A 16,042-nucleotide genomic window follows, 5' to 3' on the forward strand; every position below is an offset into this window, starting at 1 on the left:
GTCGGCGCGCCGCTCAGCGATTGTCGAAGGCGTCGACGATGCGCTGGGCGGCGAGCGCCGGCGTGAGCACACCTTCGCGCAGCTCCTCCTCGACGGTGCCGCGGATGTCGCGGACGCCGGGCGACTCCGCGAGCCGGCTGAGCACGATGTCGTGGACCATCGACCACGTCCAGTCGATCTGCTGCTGGTTGCGGCGGGCAGTGAATTCGCCTGCCTCCCTGAGGGTTTGGTTGTGTTTGACGACGGTGGCCCAGAACTCGTCGATGCCGGTCTTCTCGATCGCGCTCATCGTGAGCACCGGCGGTGTCCAGAGGGCGTCGTGCGGGTAGATCAGTCCCAGGGCGTTCCGCAGTTCGCGAGCCGCACCCTTCGCCTCGTTGAGGTGTTTGCCGTCGGCCTTGTTCACCACCACCACGTCGGCGAGTTCCAGGACACCCTTCTTGATGCCCTGCAACGAATCCCCGGTGCGGGCCAGCGTCAGGAAGGTGAAGGTGTCGACCATGTTGGCCACGGTGACCTCGGACTGCCCGACGCCGACGGTCTCCACGAGGACGACGTCGAATCCCGCGGCCTCCACGAGCACGATCGACTCACGGGTGGCCTTCGCCACACCCCCGAGCGTGCCCGAGGTCGGTGACGGACGGATGTACGCGTTCTTCTCCGTCGACAACCTGCCCATGCGGGTCTTGTCGCCCAGGATGGAGCCGCGGGTGCGCGTCGAACTGGGGTCGACGGCGAGAACCGCCACCTTGTGCCCCAACTCGACCAGGTGCATGCCGAGCGCCTCGATGGTCGTCGACTTACCCACACCCGGAACACCGGTGATGCCGACCCGGAACGAGTTGCCCGCATGCGGGGTCAGCTTGAGCAACAACTCCTGCGCGGCCGCCCGATGATCGGGGCGCCTGGACTCCACCAGGGTGATCGCACGCGCCAGGTCGGCGCGACGATCGGCCAGCACGGCATCGGCCAGCGCGTCGACGTCGACGCGACGCCGAGGACTGTCCGCCATCAGTTCGCGGCCACCCCGGGCAGTTCCAGGCCGAGGGTGTCGGCGAGCTTGCCGATGAGCTCCACGGCCGAGTCGGCGATGACCGATCCGGGCGGGAAGATCGCGGCGGCGCCCGCTTCGTACAGCTCGGCGAAGTCACCCGGCGGGATGACGCCGCCGACGACGATCATGATGTCCTCGCGCCCGACTTCCTTGAGCGCCTCCCGCAGCGCGGGAACCAGGGTGAGGTGACCGGCGGCCAGCGACGACACACCCACCACGTGCACGTCGTTGTCGGCGGCCTGGGCGGCCACCTCCTCCGGCGTGGCGAACAGCGGGCCCACGTCGACGTCGAAGCCGAGGTCGGCGAAGGCGGTCGCGATGACCTTCTGGCCGCGGTCGTGACCGTCCTGGCCCATCTTGGCGACCAGCACGCGCGGCTGGCGGCCCTCGGCCTCGGCGAACTGGCGTACCGCCTCGATCGCCGCGTCGATGTTGCTCACCTCGCCTGCCTCATGTCGATACACCCCGCTGATCGTCTTGATCTCCGCCTGATGACGACCGTAGACCTTCTCCAGCGCCTCGGAGATCTCCCCGACCGTCGCCTGATGACGCGCGGCCTCGATGGCCAGGGCCATCAGGTTGTTCTCCATGCCACCCTCCGACGACGCCGCGGCGCGGGTCAGGTCGGCCAGTGCCGACTCGACCGCGGCGGAATCCCGCTGTGCGCGAAGGGTGCTGAGCTTCTCGAGCTGCTCGGCGCGCACCTTGGAGTTCTCGACCTTGAGGACCTCGATCTCCTCGTCGTCGGCCACCTGGTACTTGTTCACACCGATCAGCGGCTGCTGCCCCGAGTCGATGCGGGCCTGCGTGCGCGCCGCGGCCTCCTCGATGCGCAGCTTCGGCAGACCCTCGTTGATGGCCTGCGTCATGCCGCCGGCCTCTTCGACCTCGCGGATGTGCTTGCGCGCCTTCTGCGCCAGCTGGTGGGTGAGCGACTCGACATAGTTCGAACCGGCCCACGGATCGATCGGACGGGTGGTGCCGGACTCCTGCTGCAGCAGCAGCTGGGTGTTACGCGCGATGCGGGCCGAGAAGTCGGTCGGCAGGGCGATCGCCTCGTCGAGCGCGTTGGTGTGCAGCGACTGGGTGTGACCCTGCGTCGCCGCCATCGCCTCCACACAGGTGCGTGCCACGTTGTTGAACACGTCCTGTGCGGTCAACGACCAGCCCGATGTCTGCGAATGTGTCCGCAGCGACAGCGATTTCGCGTTCTTCGGATCGAACTCGGCGACGAGCTCGCTCCACAGGAGACGCGCCGCGCGCAGCTTGGCGACCTCCATGAAGAAGTTCATGCCGATGCCCCAGAAGAAGGACAGACGCGGCGCGAACTTGTCGATGTCCAGACCGGCCTCGAGGCCCGCACGGATGTACTCGACGCCATCGGCCAGCGTGTAGGCCAGCTCCAGGTCGGCGGTCGCACCGGCTTCCTGGATGTGGTAGCCGGAGATCGAGATCGAGTTGAACTTCGGCATCTTCTGGCTGGTGTACTCGAAGATGTTCGAGATGATCCGCATCGACGGCTTCGGCGGATAGATGTAGGTGTTGCGGACCATGAACTCTTTGAGGATGTCGTTCTGGATGGTCCCGGCCAGCTTCTCCGGTGGCACACCCTGCTCCTCGGCCGCCACGACGTAGAGCGCCAGGATCGGCAGCACCGCACCGTTCATCGTCATCGACACCGAGACGTTGCCCAGGTCGATGCCGTCGAAGAGCTGACGCATGTCGAGGATCGAGTCGATCGCCACACCGGCCATGCCGACGTCTCCGGCGACGCGCGGGTGGTCGGAGTCGTACCCACGGTGGGTCGCGAGGTCGAAGGCCACGGACAGACCCTTCTGACCGGCCGCGAGGTTGCGGCGGTAGAAGGCATTGGACTCGGCGGCGGTCGAGAAACCCGCGTACTGCCGGATCGTCCACGGCTGGTTCACGTACATCGTCGGGTACGGGCCACGGATGAACGGGGCCTCTCCGGGAACCGAGTCGAGCGGGTACGGATGCTCGGCGTCGTCGAGGATCTCGTTGCGATCGGTGCGGGTGTACACCGGCACAACGTCGATCTGCTCGGGCGTGTTCCAGGTGACCTGGTCGACCGAGTAGCCGTGTGCGGAGGCCAGTTCCTCGGTGACCGGCGCACCGGGTCCGGCGACTGTCGTGGCCGGTCCCCCGGTGAGCTCAACCCCGGCGAAGCTCGGGATCGACTGGGCCGAATCGGACTGTGACAGGTTGGGTTCGGTCTGGGTCATGCCGTCGCTCCCGAAGTAGAGAGAAGCTGATCGAGGAGATCCCCGAGGGTGCTCACCGCGTCGATACCGACACGCAGCGAACCGTCGGGACGATCATCGGATTCGGGCCATTCCTTGTCCGGGCCGGCGAGCAGGACCTTGGAGAGACCGGCCGCACGTGCGGCCGCGAGCGCCGCCGGACCTTCCTCGGCATAGCGCGCCTTGGTACCGCAGATGACCGCGATCGTGGCCTTCGAGCCGGCCACCGCGTCGCCGATCTTGTCGGCGGTCAGCGGGCCCGGGTTGACCACGGTGATGCCGCCGGCACCCAGCAGGTTAGCCACGAAGGTGGTGCGTCCGTTGTGTTCGGCGACGCTGCCCAGCGGAATGAGCAGGATCGACGGGCGCGCACCCTGCTCGGCGAGCACCACGTCGGAGCGATCGCGCAGCGCCTCGAAGGCACGGCCGACACGGGCCAGCTTCGGGGTTCCGGTGACCACGTCGGTCACGCCCGACACCGAGGCGCCCTGGGCATCGGAGAGGGCCCGCTCGTCGATGTTCGGGAACTCGTTGACGCCGGTGACCGAGATGCGTCGGTGTGCGACCTCGGCGTCGCGTCGGGCCAGCGAGGCCTCGACCTTCTCGGCGATCCAGCCGCTGTCGAGAGCGGCGCGGTAGCCACCGGCGGCCTCGACCTCGGTGAAGACGGCCCATGCGTTGGCGGCGAGGTCGTCGGTCAGCGACTCGACGAACCACGAACCGCCGGCCGGGTCGAGGACACGTCCGATGTTGGACTCCTCGAGCAGCAACAGCTGGGTGTTGCGGGCTATGCGGCGCGAGAAGGACGCACTCGAGGTGCGCTTGTCGGCCGGGATCGTCGCGTCGTACGCCAGGACGGTCAGCTGGTCGGCGCCGCCGACACCCGCGCCGAATGCGGCGATGGTGCTGCGCAGCATGTTGACCCACGGGTCACGCTGGGAGTACATCGACAGGTCCGTCACGCCGTGGGTCAGTGCACCACCGGCGTCGGGCGCACCGACGACCTCGGCCACCCGGGCCCAGATCTTGCGCAGCGCACGGAACTTGGCGATCGTCGCGAACTGGTCGTCGTCGGCCGAGACACCGAAGGTGATCTGGTTCAGTGCCGCCTCGGCGGACAGACCGGCGGCGGTCAGGTCACGCAGATGCGCGACCGCGGCGGCCGCCACGAGGGCGAGTTCGAGGCCGTTGTCGGCGCCGGCCGTCGCGAAGTCACTGCCGTCGACGCGGAAGGTCCGGACCCCGGCGGGGAGGTTCGACGCGGCGAGCGCGGTGGCCTCGTCGGCGTCGACGGTGGCACGACCGGAGAACGCCGCGGTCAGCGGCGAGAGTCCGAAGGAGTGCGTGGTCGCCGCGGTGGGAGGTGCGGCGACCGGGGCGGCCTGCGCCTTCTCCTTGAGCGACAACAGTTCCCGGGCGGCGGCGATGCCCTCGGTACCGGCGTCGAGCGTCACCGGCACGAGGTCGAGGTAGACGCCGCGCAGGACAGTGGCGAGGTCGGCGACACCGAGACCGCCACCGGGCTTGCCGACGGACAGCCAGAGTCCACTGGTGCCGTTGGCCATCGCCTCGAGAACGAGTTCGTTGACGTCCTCGGCCTGGGTCGCGTCGTCGCCGAACCGCTCGGTGACGCGCCACCCGGTGGTGACGTCACGAGCGGGATCGGCGCCACGGACGAACGGGAACCGGCCCGGCAGGCCTGGTTCGGTCGTCTCGTCGCGACGTGTGTACAGCGGCCGGATGGTCAGCCCGTCGGCGGTGTCGGTCGAGAGCAGGGCTTCCGGAGTATCCGGGAGCTCGTCGACGTCGACCCGACGCGATTTCGCCAGAACGGCCGCGGCGGCCTTCGACCACGCCTGGTAGGCGCCGTCGAGATCTGACTCGGGTTTGGGCTGGTCAGTTTGCTGTGGCATGTGGGGAAGCACACCTCCGTGAGTGCTCTGTGCGAGCGCGTACACGACCTTAGCCGATCGCTCGCTCGGCCCATCAACAAGGTCGGCGTGAGCTGTGCCACCCAGCGGGGTGCGTGCAGGTCGCAGGGTCGAGGGGTCTCGTGGGATCCAGAGTAGAGTGTCCGGGTGCCCGAGCCAGCCCCCGTCACCGAGGTGACCCCCGACGCGGCGGGCAGCCGACGGCGCGTCGTCTTCGACCGTCGGGTCGTGCGGCGCGCACTCGCCGCCGCCGCTCTCGTGGCACTGGTCCTGCTCGGGTCCTACTTCATCCCACTGCCCTCTATCGGCAGCGTCCGCGCCTGGGGCGACGACCTCGGGCCGGCTTTTCCGTGGCTGTTCTTCGCGGCATATGCGGTCGTCACGATCGCCCCCATCCCCCGCTCGACCTTCACCGTCATGTCCGGGATCTTCTTCGGTCCGGTCGTCGGCTTCGTGGGGGCGATGATCGCGTCGTCGATCGCGGCGGTCGCGGCCTTCGGTCTCGTGCGGGCACTCGGACGCGACCGGGTGCGGCCGTTCCTCAAGAAGCCGGTCGTCAAGGCCGTCGAGTACCGCCTGGAACGTCGCGGCTGGCTGGCCGTCGGTTCCCTCCGCTTGATCGCGGCCTGCCCGTTCTCGGTCGCGAACTACTGCTCGGCGTTGTCCTCGGTACGACCGGTGCCGTTCACGGTGGCGAGCATCATCGGCATGGCTCCGGGCACCGCGGCCGTGGTGATGCTCGGCGATTCGCTGACCGGCGACACCGATCCGCTGCAGCTACTGGTCAGCGGCGCACTCTTCGCGGTCGGGATCGCGGGATTGATCCTCGACGCCCGGTTGCCGGTCGCGTCCGATAGTCCTCAAGCACCCAGGCTTGAGAAGGGATCATCAAGCTCCCTCACTTGATTCATCTAGTCCTAGGACTTGATCGTGCTCGATCAAGCTCGTAGGCTTGTGTGATGTTCGTCATGACCGTCGATCAGCGGGGAAGCCGCACCGACATCGATCGCGTCGACGCTGTGCTCACCCGCCTGGGCGACGTCGACACGGTGCGCTCCTTCGAGCGCACCGCCGGCGACGAGATCCAGGGTGTTCTCGACGATCCGACGACCCTGGCACATCTCGCCGTGGAACTGACCGCCGACGGCCACTGGAGTGTCGGCATCGGCACCGGCGGCGTGGAACAGCCGCTGCCCTCCTCCACCCGCGCCGGCCGCGGAACCGCCTTCCTCTACGCCCGAGACGCGGTCGAGGCGGCCAAACGACAGCGGATACCGCTGTGCGTGCGCGGACCCGACGCCCGATGGTGCCGTCACGCACAGACCGCCGGACGCCTGATCAGCGACATCGTCGCCACCCGGAGTGCCGCCGGGATCGAGGCGGTGGCACTCATGCGGCGGGGACTCACCCAGGCCGACGCCGCGGGCGCCCTCGACATCACGCCGCAGGCCATGAGCCAACGGCTCCGCGCCGCCGGTTGGGATCTGGAACCGGATGCGCTCGACCTCCTCGCCGACGCGCTCGCCGAGGCCGATCGTCATGCCTCGGACGCGGAGCTCGCGCGATGACCGGCACCGCACTCGTCCTCCTCGTGCTGACCGTCGTCGCGCCCGTGCTCTGGCTCGGTGTCGAACACTGGATGCGCGGACGTGCCCGGGATGGACTGGCCGTGCCGCGTTCGGCGGCGATCATCCACACCATCGGCCTGATCATCCTGCTGGGCCTCGCGGCCGCGACCGCGATCGTCGCGGCGACGGCCGGACCCGCCGCCGGATTCGCCGCCGCGGCGGCGCCGGTGATCGCGGCGATCGCGGCCATCACCGGTGGCGGTCCGGTGGTGCGCGCGGTACTGCAACTCGGCGGCGTCCGGGCGGGTCCGACGCCACCGCACGACCCTGACACCGACGACACCGACACCGACACCACCGAGACGGAACCGTCCGACCCGACGGAGGTCGGCCCGCTCCGCGGTGGACGCGTGATCGGCTACCTCGAGCGACTCGCGGTCGTCACGACGCTGATGGCCGGATGGCCGGAGGGACTCGCGATCATCCTCGCCGTGAAGAGCCTCGCGCGCTATCCCGAACTACGTGCCCCGCAGGCCTCGGAGCAGTTCATCATGGGCACCTTCGCATCGGTGTTGTGGGCGATCGGACTCGCGGGCATCGAACACCTCATCACGACCTGATACGCGCGTCCGGTCCCAGCTGTCGTGACCTAGCCGGAAGTGCCGGGGGTGGTACCGGTCTCCTCGATCGCGGCATCGAGCGACGGGTGCCGTGACGACCGGCCCATCCCGGTACCGATCTCCGGGGCGACGGGTTTGCGGGCCACCGCCTCGGCCTCGGCGACGGCCTGCGCAACCTTGGGGTCGGAGGCCAGCGAGAACCAGTCCTCGGTCTCCGACTCGTCGATCTGCGAGGGCGGCGAGTCAGTCGGCTCGTACCGGAACACACCGTCGTCGCCCTGGACGCCGAAGGACTTCGCGAAACCCTGCAGTGCCGAACCGAAGTCGGACGGCACGACCCAGACCTTGCTGCCCTCGCCCTTCGCCATCTCCGGCAGCTGCTGGAGATATTGGTAGGCAAGCAGTTCCGGGGTGGGCTTGGCGGCCTTGATCGCCGCGAAGGTCTTCTCGATGGCCTTCGCCTCGCCCTGCGCGTTCAGGTAGTACGCCGCGCGATCACCCTGCGCGCGCAGGATGCGCGACTGCCGGTCCGCCTCGGCGGCGAGGATCGCAGCCTGCTTGGCGCCCTCGGCCGCGAGGATCTGCGACTGCTTGTTGCCCTCGGCCGTCTTGATCGCCGACTCCCGCTGTCCTTCCGCGGCCAGGATCGTCGCGCGCTTCTCGCGGTCGGCCTTCATCTGCTTCTCCATCGACTCCTGGATCGACGGCGGCGGCATGATCGACTTGAGTTCGACGCGGGCGACGCGCAGACCCCACCGGCCGGTTGCCTCGTCGAGCACTCCGCGCAGCTGCCCGTTGATGGAATCGCGCGAGGTGAGGGTCTCCTCGAGGGTCATGCCGCCGACCACGTTGCGCAGCGTGGTGATGGTGAGCTGCTCGACGCCGGCGATGTAATCGTCGATCTCGTAGACCGCCGAACGCGGGTTGGTCACCTGGAAGTAGACGACGGTGTCGATGGACAGGGTGAGGTTGTCCTCGGTGATCACCGGCTGCGGCGGAAAGGACACGACCCGCTCACGGATGTCGACGCGCGCCCGAATCCGGTCGATGAACGGCAACAGCAGGGTGAGCTGTCCCGACGCGGTGCGGGTGTAGCGGCCGAGCCGTTCGATCACCGCGGCTTCCGCCTGCGGGATCAGGGCCACCGATTTGACCAGCACCACCACCACGAGCAGAACCAGCAGTACGACCACGACCAGGCCGAAGATCTGATAATCGTCCATCATTCACCTTCCTCGCGAAACGTCGAGCAGGTCAGGGTCGAGGGATCAGGGGCGCCACACCACCGCGGTCGCACCGTCGATCTGCACGACGGTCACATGGGTTCCGGGTTCGATGACCTCTGCGGGATCCATCGTCCGAGCGGACCAGATGTCGCCCCCGATCTTGACCCGGCCGTCGTGCTGGTCCACCTTCTCGGTGACGATCGCCGCTCGCCCCTCGAGGGCCTCGGTGTTCATGAGCACGGCGGGACGGTTGAGCATGTGGCGTTTGGCAACCGGACGGACCGCGACGAGCAGCAGCACCGACACGACGGCGAAGACCAGACCCTCGACCCACAGGGGCGGTTCCCAGACGAAATCGACACCGGCCGCGGCAAAAGCACCACCGGCCAGCATGAGCAGCACCAGTTCGCCACCGAACATCTCCGCGACCACCAGGACGATCGCGGCCGCCAACCACAGCAGGGCGCTCATGTGTCCAGTCTGCCAGAGTTGTCGGGGGCCCTCCGGTCCTCGGACGCGCGAGCATGCGGAATGCTCTAGCTGTTCTGACCCGGGACGTTAGGTACGGCGTTCGGCGAGTCGACGTGACATAGGGAAGACCTCCGAGTGAGGTGTGGAGCTGTCTAGGAACCGCTCCTCAACCCGGAGGTCTTCGTGTCTCACCGTAATTCACCGTTGTCCCCGACTGGTCGGTTGCGTCTGGCTCGGTGCGTCGTGCACGACCGGTGGCCATTGCGCCGCGCGGCTGACCGGTTCAACGTGTCGGTCACCACGGCCAAGCGGTGGGCGGATCGATACCGTGAATTCGGGTCGGCCGGAATGGTCGACCGGTCCAGCCGGCCCCGTTCGTGTCCGCATCGCACCAACCGGCGCCGGGAACGCCGGGTGGTCGGGTTGCGCGTCTCGCGCCGCTGGGGGCCTGCACGGATCGGGTTTCACCTGGGGTTGAACGTCTCCACGGTGCACCGCATCCTCACCCGTTACGGCTGTCTGCGACTGTCGTGGACCGATCCGGCGACCGGGGTCGCGGTGCGTGCCCGCAGACGCGAGGTTCGCCGGTATGAACGCCAAGCGCCCGGGGACTTGATCCACGTCGACATCAAGAAACTCGGCAGAATCCCCGACGGAGGCGGCCATCGTGTCCATGGCCGCGCTCAGGGCAGCCGCAACTCCAGCGCCCACCGCGAGCCCGGGCGACCCCGCAAAGTCCACGGCCGCCCCAACCTGGGGTATGCGTTCCTCCATCACGCTGTCGACGACCATTCCCGCTACGCCTACTCAGAGATCCTTGGTGATGAGAAGAAGGAAACCGCGACCGCGTTCATGACCCGCGCGTTGGCGCACTTCGCCTCGATCGGTGTCACCACCGCGCGGGTCATGACTGATAACGGGTCGTGTTACCGGTCGCGATTATTTCGGGACTTGTTGGCCGACAACGGGATTAAACATAAGTGGACCCGACCGTACCGGCCGCAGACCAACGGCAAGGTCGAACGCTTCAACCGCACCCTGCAGGAGGAATGGGCCTACGCTCGCCCCTACCTCAGCGAGTCCGAACGCGTCGCGGCGTTCCCCGAGTTCCTTCGCATCTACAATCACGAACGCGGCCACACCGCACTCGCAGGCAACTCACCCGCCGACCGCGTACCCAACCTGGCAGGTCAGTACATCTAGCCGGCCTCTTCCGCGGCCGTCACGAAGTCGATGAGTTCCTCGACGGACCGCAGCAGATCCACCTCGAGGTCGCGGAAACTACTCACTCCGCCGAGCACCCGGCGCCATCCGTCTCGGGGGTCACCCCAGCCCAGCTCGGCGCACACGCCGGTCTTCCAGTCGGTGCCGCGCGGGATCTTCGGCCAGGCCGTGATCTTCACCGACGCGGGCTTCACCGCCTCCCACACGTCGATGTAGGGATGGCCGCACACCAGCACGTGCTCGCCGACCTCGGCGGTGAGATGGGCTTCCTTCGAACCGGCGACGAGATGGTCGACGAGTACCCCCGCGCGCCGGTGCGGGGCGGGCTGGAACTCGGCGAGCGCCTCTTCGAGGTTGTCGAGGCCGTCGAGGCTGACGACCACCACGCCCTCGGCCCGCAGGTCGTCGCCCCACACTCGTTCGAGCAGGGTCGCGTCGTGCACGCCTTCGACGAAGATCCGGCTCGCCCGCGCGGTGCGGGCGCGGGTGCGGGGTGCGGCGCGCGAACCCGACGCCGTCGTCGCGGGCTTCTGGGGGCCGCGCGTGCGCGGGCGCACGAGGGTCACGGTACGGCCGTCGATGAGGAATGCGCCGGGGTTCATGAGGAACACCCGGGTCCGGCCGTGCCGGTCCTCGAGGCGGACGAGGTCGCCGGCGTAACTCTTCTCGAGACCGACGACGGCACCGCAGAATCCGGTGGCGGCGTCCTCGACCACGAGGTCCCGGTCGGCGGCGACCTCCACCGGACGCGGCTTGGCCCGGCGTGGCTGGGACAGCACATCGCGTCCGTACCGGTCATCCATCGCGTTCCACCTCTCCGGTCCCTGGACATCTGCGTCCAACACCGTATGCGCCCGGGACACCGGCAGCGGGTTGCCACGCCCGGCGACCGGGAGGGGGACGGCGGTATCGTTGTCTCCTGATGAATCGCAGCGACATCCTCCCTCACATCGTCGCGTGGCCGACCTGCGCCCTCGGCGCCTGGGCGGCTGCGTGGCTGACCGGACGCTGCTCCCCCGACGACGTGATCGAGGCACTGGCCGAATCCGCCGACCGGCACGAGGTGCAGAGCGAACAGTCCACGTCCGCAACGGAATCCGGCAGCAACATACACGACGGCAGCGGCGTACTCGACCTGCTGGGCTTGCTGAAATCAGCCCGACGGTTGGCCGTGCGCCTGCCGTCCACCGGCGATCCGCAGGGACTGCCACCGGGTCCCGCGACCTCGAAGGCACTGATCACCGGCGAGGTTCTCCTGGTCGACGACTCGGACACGGCCGGCACCCTCGCACTCGTCCCCGAGTTCTCCACCCTCGGCATCGATCCCCCGTACGTGACGTGCCGCTGGACGGTCTTCCGGTATGCGGATCGGCTGGACCTCGACCATCTGGTGTCGTCCGGACCGTCTGCGGGTGACCTGGAATACGATCTGCGGCAAGCAGTCCGCGATGCGGCCATGATCATCGGCGGCCTCGGCGGACGCCGATCGCTCGACGCGGGCGACCTCCGCAAGGAGCTCGCGATCCTCACCGCCCGGCATCGCGTCGCCCTGCCGCCGCATGCGCTCGACGCCCGCTCGACCCGCCTGATCGACACCGCCGCCCAGGTCGAGGCGATCGTCGACCTGGCCGGCGCCCGCCGGGTGGAGATCGGGGACAGTGCGGGCCAATGGGATTCGGGTGACTCCGCCCTGCGCGGGTTACAGACGCTGACGCGCACCGCACGAGCCGCGGCCGTCAATCACACGATCGGCGAACTGCTGCGGCGCTGAGGGCTCGAGATCTCGCGGTACCGCGCCGATTCCGGTCGGGGCCGGGGTGGACGCTCGGACACGAGGCCGTACATGGTGATTCCGTTCCACTCCTCGACGGCGAACACGGAGGCGCCCCATGCCTGCGAGTACCAGTCGCGCAGTCGGGGCGAACCGGTCCAGGCATAGTACGGGCGGGAGGTCGTCACACAGAACTTCTCGACCTCGCGCATCATATCGGTCATCGCCCGGCTTCCGCGGGCCGCGGCTGAGACCGCCGCGATGCGGAGGTCCACCGCGTCAGCTGCCGGACGGGGCAACTGAGGACCGGTGAGCAGTTCGACCATCCGCTCCCGCACCCCGGGAACGGTCGCAAGCCGGGTGAAATCGGCCGGCGTCAGCGGCGGGGTCCCGTCCGGGGAGAGATCCACGTCGTGAGGCTGCCAGATCACCATCCCGACGAGCTGCCCGTCGTGGCGGGAGCCGAGTACACACCCCGCGTTCAGCAGCGGCCTCACGAGGATCTCCGCCAGCCACTCACGCAGTCCGCGGTCGGTGATGTGCTCTCCGAGCAGCCATCCGTACATCGGGATCTCGCCGATGGATTCCGAGAGCAATTCGATTGCCGGCCCGAGATCGTCGCCGGCCAGGACAACCGTCTCGGTCATCTGAATCGCAGATGAATGGTGGGCCGCATCATCGACGCGGCCCACCGAGAAGTCGAATCAAGCCGGAGGCGGGGGCGTCGTCGGCTCCTCGCTACCACTGCTGGAGCCAGTGAAGAGCGCTTCGAGGATCGGGCCGAGAAAATCGATCTCGAGCCGAATTGGTCCTTCTGCCATGGTGGATTCCTCTCCTACAGTCGCCGCCCCGGACTGGACGTGCGCATATGCAGGCTTCCACTGGAATCGTGACGCAGGGCACACATCGGCTATTACGTTACGCTTTTGTTATATTTCGATTTAACCGGCTAACAATGGGTCGGACGACCAAGTAATGTTTACCGAGATCGATTTGGGATAGAACCAAGAAATCGTCCCGGTGCGTTTTCTGTAGTCGACCAGAATTGGTCGAACGACCCACACGACTATTCCGAGAAAACGGCGCACGTGCTCGCGACGTCGATTCGACGCCCGCGAGCGGTCAGGCGTCTGCGGGCCGAGGCCGAGACGGTCGGGCCGGAACACAGCACCGGTCCCGGCACACCCGACCGTTGTCGCCGCAGCCCATGGCGGCCAGGTCGCCACCGCCGGTGGCATAGTTCTCCACGAGCTCGCCGATCATCTCGACGAACCGCGGGTCCGTACCGACGGTGTCGGCGCGGACGTACTGCATGCCGAGTCGTTGCGCGGTCTCGGCGGCCTCGTTGTCGAGGTCCCAGATCACCTCGAGGTGATCGGAGATGAATCCGACGGGATAGACCACGACCCGTCGGACGCCCTGTGCCGCAAGATCTTCCAGGTGGTCACAGATGTCCGGCTCGAGCCACGGGATCTGCGGGGGTCCCGACCGTGACTGCCAGACCTGGTCGAAGTCGTCGATGCCGAGCGCGTCGGCGACGGCCCGCGACGCCGCCAGCACCTGGCGGGAGTACAGACCGCCACCCTCGGCGGCCGGCCCGGAGGCGGCGTCGGCCGAGTTCGGGACGGAGTGCGCGGTGAAGACCAGGCGCACCGGGTCGGCGGACTCACCGAGCGCCTCGATCCCCCGACGAACGGCATCTGCACCGGCTGCGGTGAATGCGGGATGCGACCAGTACTGCGGCAGCTTGCGCAGCACCACAGCGCCCTCGCGTGTGGTGCTCGCGGGTTCGCGTTCGGCGAGCGCCGTCAGCGAGCGGTCGATGTCCTCGTGGTACTGACGGCATCCCGAGTAGCCGCCCCATGCGGACGTCGGGAAGACGAGGATCCGGCGATGCCCGGCCCGGTACATCTCGACGAGGGTGTCCTCGGCCATCGGGTGCCAGTTGCGGTTGCCGAAGTAGACCGGCAGGTCGAGACCGCGGCGTGCCAGTTCGGCGCGCAGGCCGTCGATCATGTCCAGGTTGAGCCGGTTGATCGGCGACACCCCGCCGAAATGCAGGTAGTGCTCGGCGACCGACTCCAGTCGCTCCCGTGGTATCCCCCGGCCCCTGGTCACGTTCTCCAGGAAGGGCATCACCTCGTCGGGCCCCTCGGGGCCGCCGAAGGACAGGAACAGGACGGAATCGAAAGCGGTCTCCACTGCGTGTCTCCCCGGGTCACGACCCGGAGGTCATGCCCTCCGGGAACCAGGTGTTGTGGCTGGCGCCGCCGTCGACGTAGACGATGGAGCCGGTGGTGCCCGGCAGCCAGTCGCTCAGCAACGCACAGACCGACTTCGCGACCACGGTCGGATCGTCGACGTCCCAGCCGATCGGCGAGGCACCGTCCCAGTACTCGTTGAGCATGTTGAGCTGCTTGGCATCATCGGTCGCGGTGCCGGCGATGGCCTTGGCCGCGAGGGTCTTGATGGGTCCGGCGGCGACCAGGTTGGAGCGAACGTTCTTGGCGTTGCCCACCTCTCGCGCCACGTAGCGGTTCACCGACTCGAGCGCTGCCTTCGCGACGCCCATCCAGTTGTAGAACGGCATGGCGGTGCGCGGATCGAAGTCCATGCCGACGATGGAGCCGCCCTCGTTCATGACGGGCAGCACGGCGCGGGCCAGCGACGCATAGCTCCAGGCCGAGATCTCGAAGGCCTTCGCGGCGTCGGGGCCGGGCCCCTCGAGGAACGGCTTGGCGTCCGGACCCATCAGGGTGCGCGGCGCGAACGCGATCGAGTGCATGAGTCCGTCGACGCCCTGCGGGGCGATCTCGCGGATCTTGCCGGCGAGCGCCTCGAGGTCCTCCTCGTTGGTCACGTCGAGGCCGATGGCCGGCGGCACCTCCTTGGGCAGCCGCTTCGCGATCCGGTCGATCAGCCGTAGCCGCTCGGGGATGCCGGTGATAATCACCGTCGCGCCCTGTTCCTGCGCCATGGCGGCCGCGTGGAAGGCGATCGACGCATCGGTGATGATGCCCGTGATGAGGACGGTCTTCCCGTCCAGGATTCCGCTCACGAAGATGTGCTCCTGAGATCGACGTTGATTGAGATGTGGTGTGGCCGGTGGCGGGTCTGACCCGGGTGGGTCAGTGGCCCATGCCCATGCCGCCGTCGACCGGGATGACCGCGCCGGAGATGTAGCCGCCTTCGTCGGAGGCCAGGAAGCTGATGGCGGCGGCGACGTCTTCGGGCTTGCCCGTACGGCCCAGCGGGATGGCCTGCTTGGCCATCTCGATGTAGCGATCCTCCATCGCCGCGGTCATGTCGGTCTCGATGAATCCCGGTGCGACGACGTTGGAGGTGATGTTGCGGGACCCGATCTCGCGGGCGATCGAACGTGCCATACCGATCAGGCCGGCCTTGGACGCCGCGTAGTTGACCTGGCCGGGGATACCCGACATGGCAACCACCGAGCCGAGGAAGATCATGCGGCCCCACTTCGCGCGCTGCATGCCCTTGGTGGCGCGCTTCGCACAACGGAAGGCGCCGGTCAGGTTGGCGTCGATGACCTTTTCGAAGGACTCCTCGGACAATCGCATGAGCAGCATGTTGTCGGTGATACCCGCGTTGGCCACGAGGATCTCCACCGGCCCCTGGTGGGCCTCGACCTCGGCGAAGGCCGCGTCGACGGACTCCGAGTCCGTCACGTCGCACTTCACACCGAAGAGCCCCTCGGGCGCACCCGACCCGCGGTGGGTGACCGCGACCTTGTGTCCGTCGGCGGCCAGGCGCTGGGCCACGGCCAGGCCGATCCCGCGGTTGCCGCCGGTGACCAGGACCGACCGGGAAGGATTCTGCGCTTCGCTGCTGGATGCCGTCATGGGTGTCTAACCTATCCGTTCTGTTGGGGGCGGCGTCGCGGTGGTCGGCGGAC

The 16,042-nt window shown here is 68.1% G+C and carries 15 protein-coding genes; 5 read left to right on the plus strand and 10 right to left on the minus strand.

Features of this window, described 5'->3' with window-relative positions; all coding sequences use genetic code 11:
- Nucleotides 1–13: 13 nt before the first annotated feature.
- From meaB to GAA2_RS12400, 3 genes are read right to left on the minus strand one after another with little or no spacing between them, the layout of a single operon-like run.
- Complete coding sequence (gene meaB, locus GAA2_RS12390; protein WP_096273986.1) at nucleotides 14–1,012, minus strand: methylmalonyl Co-A mutase-associated GTPase MeaB; 999 nt, start codon at nucleotides 1,010–1,012, stop codon at nucleotides 14–16.
- Nucleotides 1,012–3,297 (minus strand): methylmalonyl-CoA mutase, encoded by a 2,286-nt coding sequence (gene scpA / locus GAA2_RS12395; protein WP_191834378.1) that lies wholly within the window; start codon nucleotides 3,295–3,297, stop codon nucleotides 1,012–1,014. Before scpA ends, meaB begins: the two co-directional genes overlap by 1 nt.
- Nucleotides 3,294–5,228 carry a methylmalonyl-CoA mutase family protein gene (locus tag GAA2_RS12400; RefSeq protein ID WP_096274954.1) on the minus strand — a complete coding sequence of 645 codons (1,935 nt, stop codon included), beginning with the start codon at nucleotides 5,226–5,228 and terminating at the stop codon, nucleotides 3,294–3,296. The genes scpA and GAA2_RS12400 overlap by 4 nt, the downstream gene beginning before the upstream one ends.
- A gap of 165 nt (nucleotides 5,229–5,393) precedes the next feature.
- Between GAA2_RS12400 and GAA2_RS12405 the strand changes: the two genes are divergently transcribed.
- Genes GAA2_RS12405 through GAA2_RS12415 form a run of 3 tightly spaced genes read left to right on the plus strand, consistent with a single transcriptional unit; the run spans nucleotide 5,394 to nucleotide 7,434 of the window.
- The gene (locus GAA2_RS12405) at nucleotides 5,394–6,152 is read left to right on the plus strand and encodes a TVP38/TMEM64 family protein (protein ID WP_024498094.1); all 759 of its coding nucleotides are present in this window, start codon (nucleotides 5,394–5,396) and stop codon (nucleotides 6,150–6,152) included.
- 53 nt (nucleotides 6,153–6,205) lie between these two features.
- On the plus strand, nucleotides 6,206–6,814 hold the full coding sequence (locus tag GAA2_RS12410) for a hypothetical protein (protein WP_024498095.1): 609 nt from the start codon (nucleotides 6,206–6,208) through the stop codon (nucleotides 6,812–6,814).
- Complete coding sequence (locus tag GAA2_RS12415; RefSeq protein WP_024498096.1) at nucleotides 6,811–7,434, plus strand: hypothetical protein; 624 nt, start codon at nucleotides 6,811–6,813, stop codon at nucleotides 7,432–7,434. The genes GAA2_RS12410 and GAA2_RS12415 overlap by 4 nt, the downstream gene beginning before the upstream one ends.
- A gap of 29 nt (nucleotides 7,435–7,463) precedes the next feature.
- Here the strand turns inward: GAA2_RS12415 and GAA2_RS12420 are convergent, their stop codons facing one another.
- Together GAA2_RS12420 and GAA2_RS12425 are read right to left on the minus strand one after the other, a co-directional pair.
- On the minus strand, nucleotides 7,464–8,657 hold the full coding sequence (locus tag GAA2_RS12420) for an SPFH domain-containing protein (protein WP_024498097.1): 1,194 nt from the start codon (nucleotides 8,655–8,657) through the stop codon (nucleotides 7,464–7,466).
- A gap of 45 nt (nucleotides 8,658–8,702) precedes the next feature.
- Nucleotides 8,703–9,131 carry an NfeD family protein gene (locus tag GAA2_RS12425; protein WP_024498098.1) on the minus strand — a complete coding sequence of 143 codons (429 nt, stop codon included), beginning with the start codon at nucleotides 9,129–9,131 and terminating at the stop codon, nucleotides 8,703–8,705.
- A gap of 183 nt (nucleotides 9,132–9,314) precedes the next feature.
- Between GAA2_RS12425 and GAA2_RS12430 the strand changes: the two genes are divergently transcribed.
- On the plus strand, nucleotides 9,315–10,334 hold the full coding sequence (locus GAA2_RS12430; RefSeq protein WP_096273982.1) for an IS481 family transposase: 1,020 nt from the start codon (nucleotides 9,315–9,317) through the stop codon (nucleotides 10,332–10,334).
- Here GAA2_RS12430 and GAA2_RS12435 read toward each other — a convergent pair.
- On the minus strand, nucleotides 10,331–11,158 hold the full coding sequence (locus GAA2_RS12435) for a DUF3097 domain-containing protein (RefSeq protein WP_096273980.1): 828 nt from the start codon (nucleotides 11,156–11,158) through the stop codon (nucleotides 10,331–10,333). The genes GAA2_RS12430 and GAA2_RS12435 overlap by 4 nt on opposite strands.
- Before the next feature lie 119 nt (nucleotides 11,159–11,277).
- Between GAA2_RS12435 and GAA2_RS12440 the strand changes: the two genes are divergently transcribed.
- Nucleotides 11,278–12,126 carry a serine/threonine protein kinase gene (locus GAA2_RS12440; protein WP_096273978.1) on the plus strand — a complete coding sequence of 283 codons (849 nt, stop codon included), beginning with the start codon at nucleotides 11,278–11,280 and terminating at the stop codon, nucleotides 12,124–12,126.
- Here the strand turns inward: GAA2_RS12440 and GAA2_RS12445 are convergent.
- The 4 genes from GAA2_RS12445 to fabG1 form a co-directional block, all read right to left on the minus strand.
- On the minus strand, nucleotides 12,096–12,773 hold the full coding sequence (locus GAA2_RS12445; RefSeq protein WP_024498161.1) for a hypothetical protein: 678 nt from the start codon (nucleotides 12,771–12,773) through the stop codon (nucleotides 12,096–12,098). The two genes, GAA2_RS12440 and GAA2_RS12445, sit on opposite strands and share 31 nt — an antisense overlap.
- Nucleotides 12,774–13,248: 475 nt before the next feature.
- On the minus strand, nucleotides 13,249–14,328 hold the full coding sequence (locus GAA2_RS12450; protein WP_024498160.1) for a ferrochelatase: 1,080 nt from the start codon (nucleotides 14,326–14,328) through the stop codon (nucleotides 13,249–13,251).
- 16 nt (nucleotides 14,329–14,344) lie between these two features.
- Nucleotides 14,345–15,184, minus strand: a complete 840-nt coding sequence (gene inhA, locus GAA2_RS12455) for an NADH-dependent enoyl-ACP reductase InhA (protein WP_024498159.1) — start codon at nucleotides 15,182–15,184, stop codon at nucleotides 14,345–14,347.
- Between the two features lie 70 nt (nucleotides 15,185–15,254).
- A complete protein-coding gene (fabG1, locus tag GAA2_RS12460) occupies nucleotides 15,255–15,989 on the minus strand; it encodes a 3-oxoacyl-ACP reductase FabG1 (RefSeq protein ID WP_024498158.1) in 735 nt (244 codons plus the stop codon).
- Between the last annotated feature and the right edge of the window lie 53 nt (nucleotides 15,990–16,042).

Source organism: Gordonia ajococcus (assembly GCF_012974285.1).
Classification (GTDB): Bacteria; Actinomycetota; Actinomycetes; order Mycobacteriales; family Mycobacteriaceae; genus Gordonia; species Gordonia amicalis.

Coding starts and splice junctions, on each gene's coding strand:
- GAA2_RS12425 (WP_024498098.1), bottom strand. CDS start 9,131: ATGAGCGCCCTGCTGTGGTTGGCGGCCGCGATCGTCCTGGTGGTCGCG.
- meaB (WP_096273986.1), bottom strand. CDS start 1,012: ATGGCGGACAGTCCTCGGCGTCGCGTCGACGTCGACGCGCTGGCCGAT.
- GAA2_RS12420 (WP_024498097.1), bottom strand. CDS start 8,657: ATGGACGATTATCAGATCTTCGGCCTGGTCGTGGTCGTACTGCTGGTT.
- GAA2_RS12415 (WP_024498096.1), top strand. CDS start 6,811: ATGACCGGCACCGCACTCGTCCTCCTCGTGCTGACCGTCGTCGCGCCC.
- GAA2_RS12445 (WP_024498161.1), bottom strand. CDS start 12,773: ATGACCGAGACGGTTGTCCTGGCCGGCGACGATCTCGGGCCGGCAATC.
- GAA2_RS12410 (WP_024498095.1), top strand. CDS start 6,206: ATGTTCGTCATGACCGTCGATCAGCGGGGAAGCCGCACCGACATCGAT.
- scpA (WP_191834378.1), bottom strand. CDS start 3,297: ATGACCCAGACCGAACCCAACCTGTCACAGTCCGATTCGGCCCAGTCG.
- GAA2_RS12440 (WP_096273978.1), top strand. CDS start 11,278: ATGAATCGCAGCGACATCCTCCCTCACATCGTCGCGTGGCCGACCTGC.
- GAA2_RS12435 (WP_096273980.1), bottom strand. CDS start 11,158: ATGGATGACCGGTACGGACGCGATGTGCTGTCCCAGCCACGCCGGGCC.
- fabG1 (WP_024498158.1), bottom strand. CDS start 15,989: ATGACGGCATCCAGCAGCGAAGCGCAGAATCCTTCCCGGTCGGTCCTG.
- GAA2_RS12400 (WP_096274954.1), bottom strand. CDS start 5,228: ATGCCACAGCAAACTGACCAGCCCAAACCCGAGTCAGATCTCGACGGC.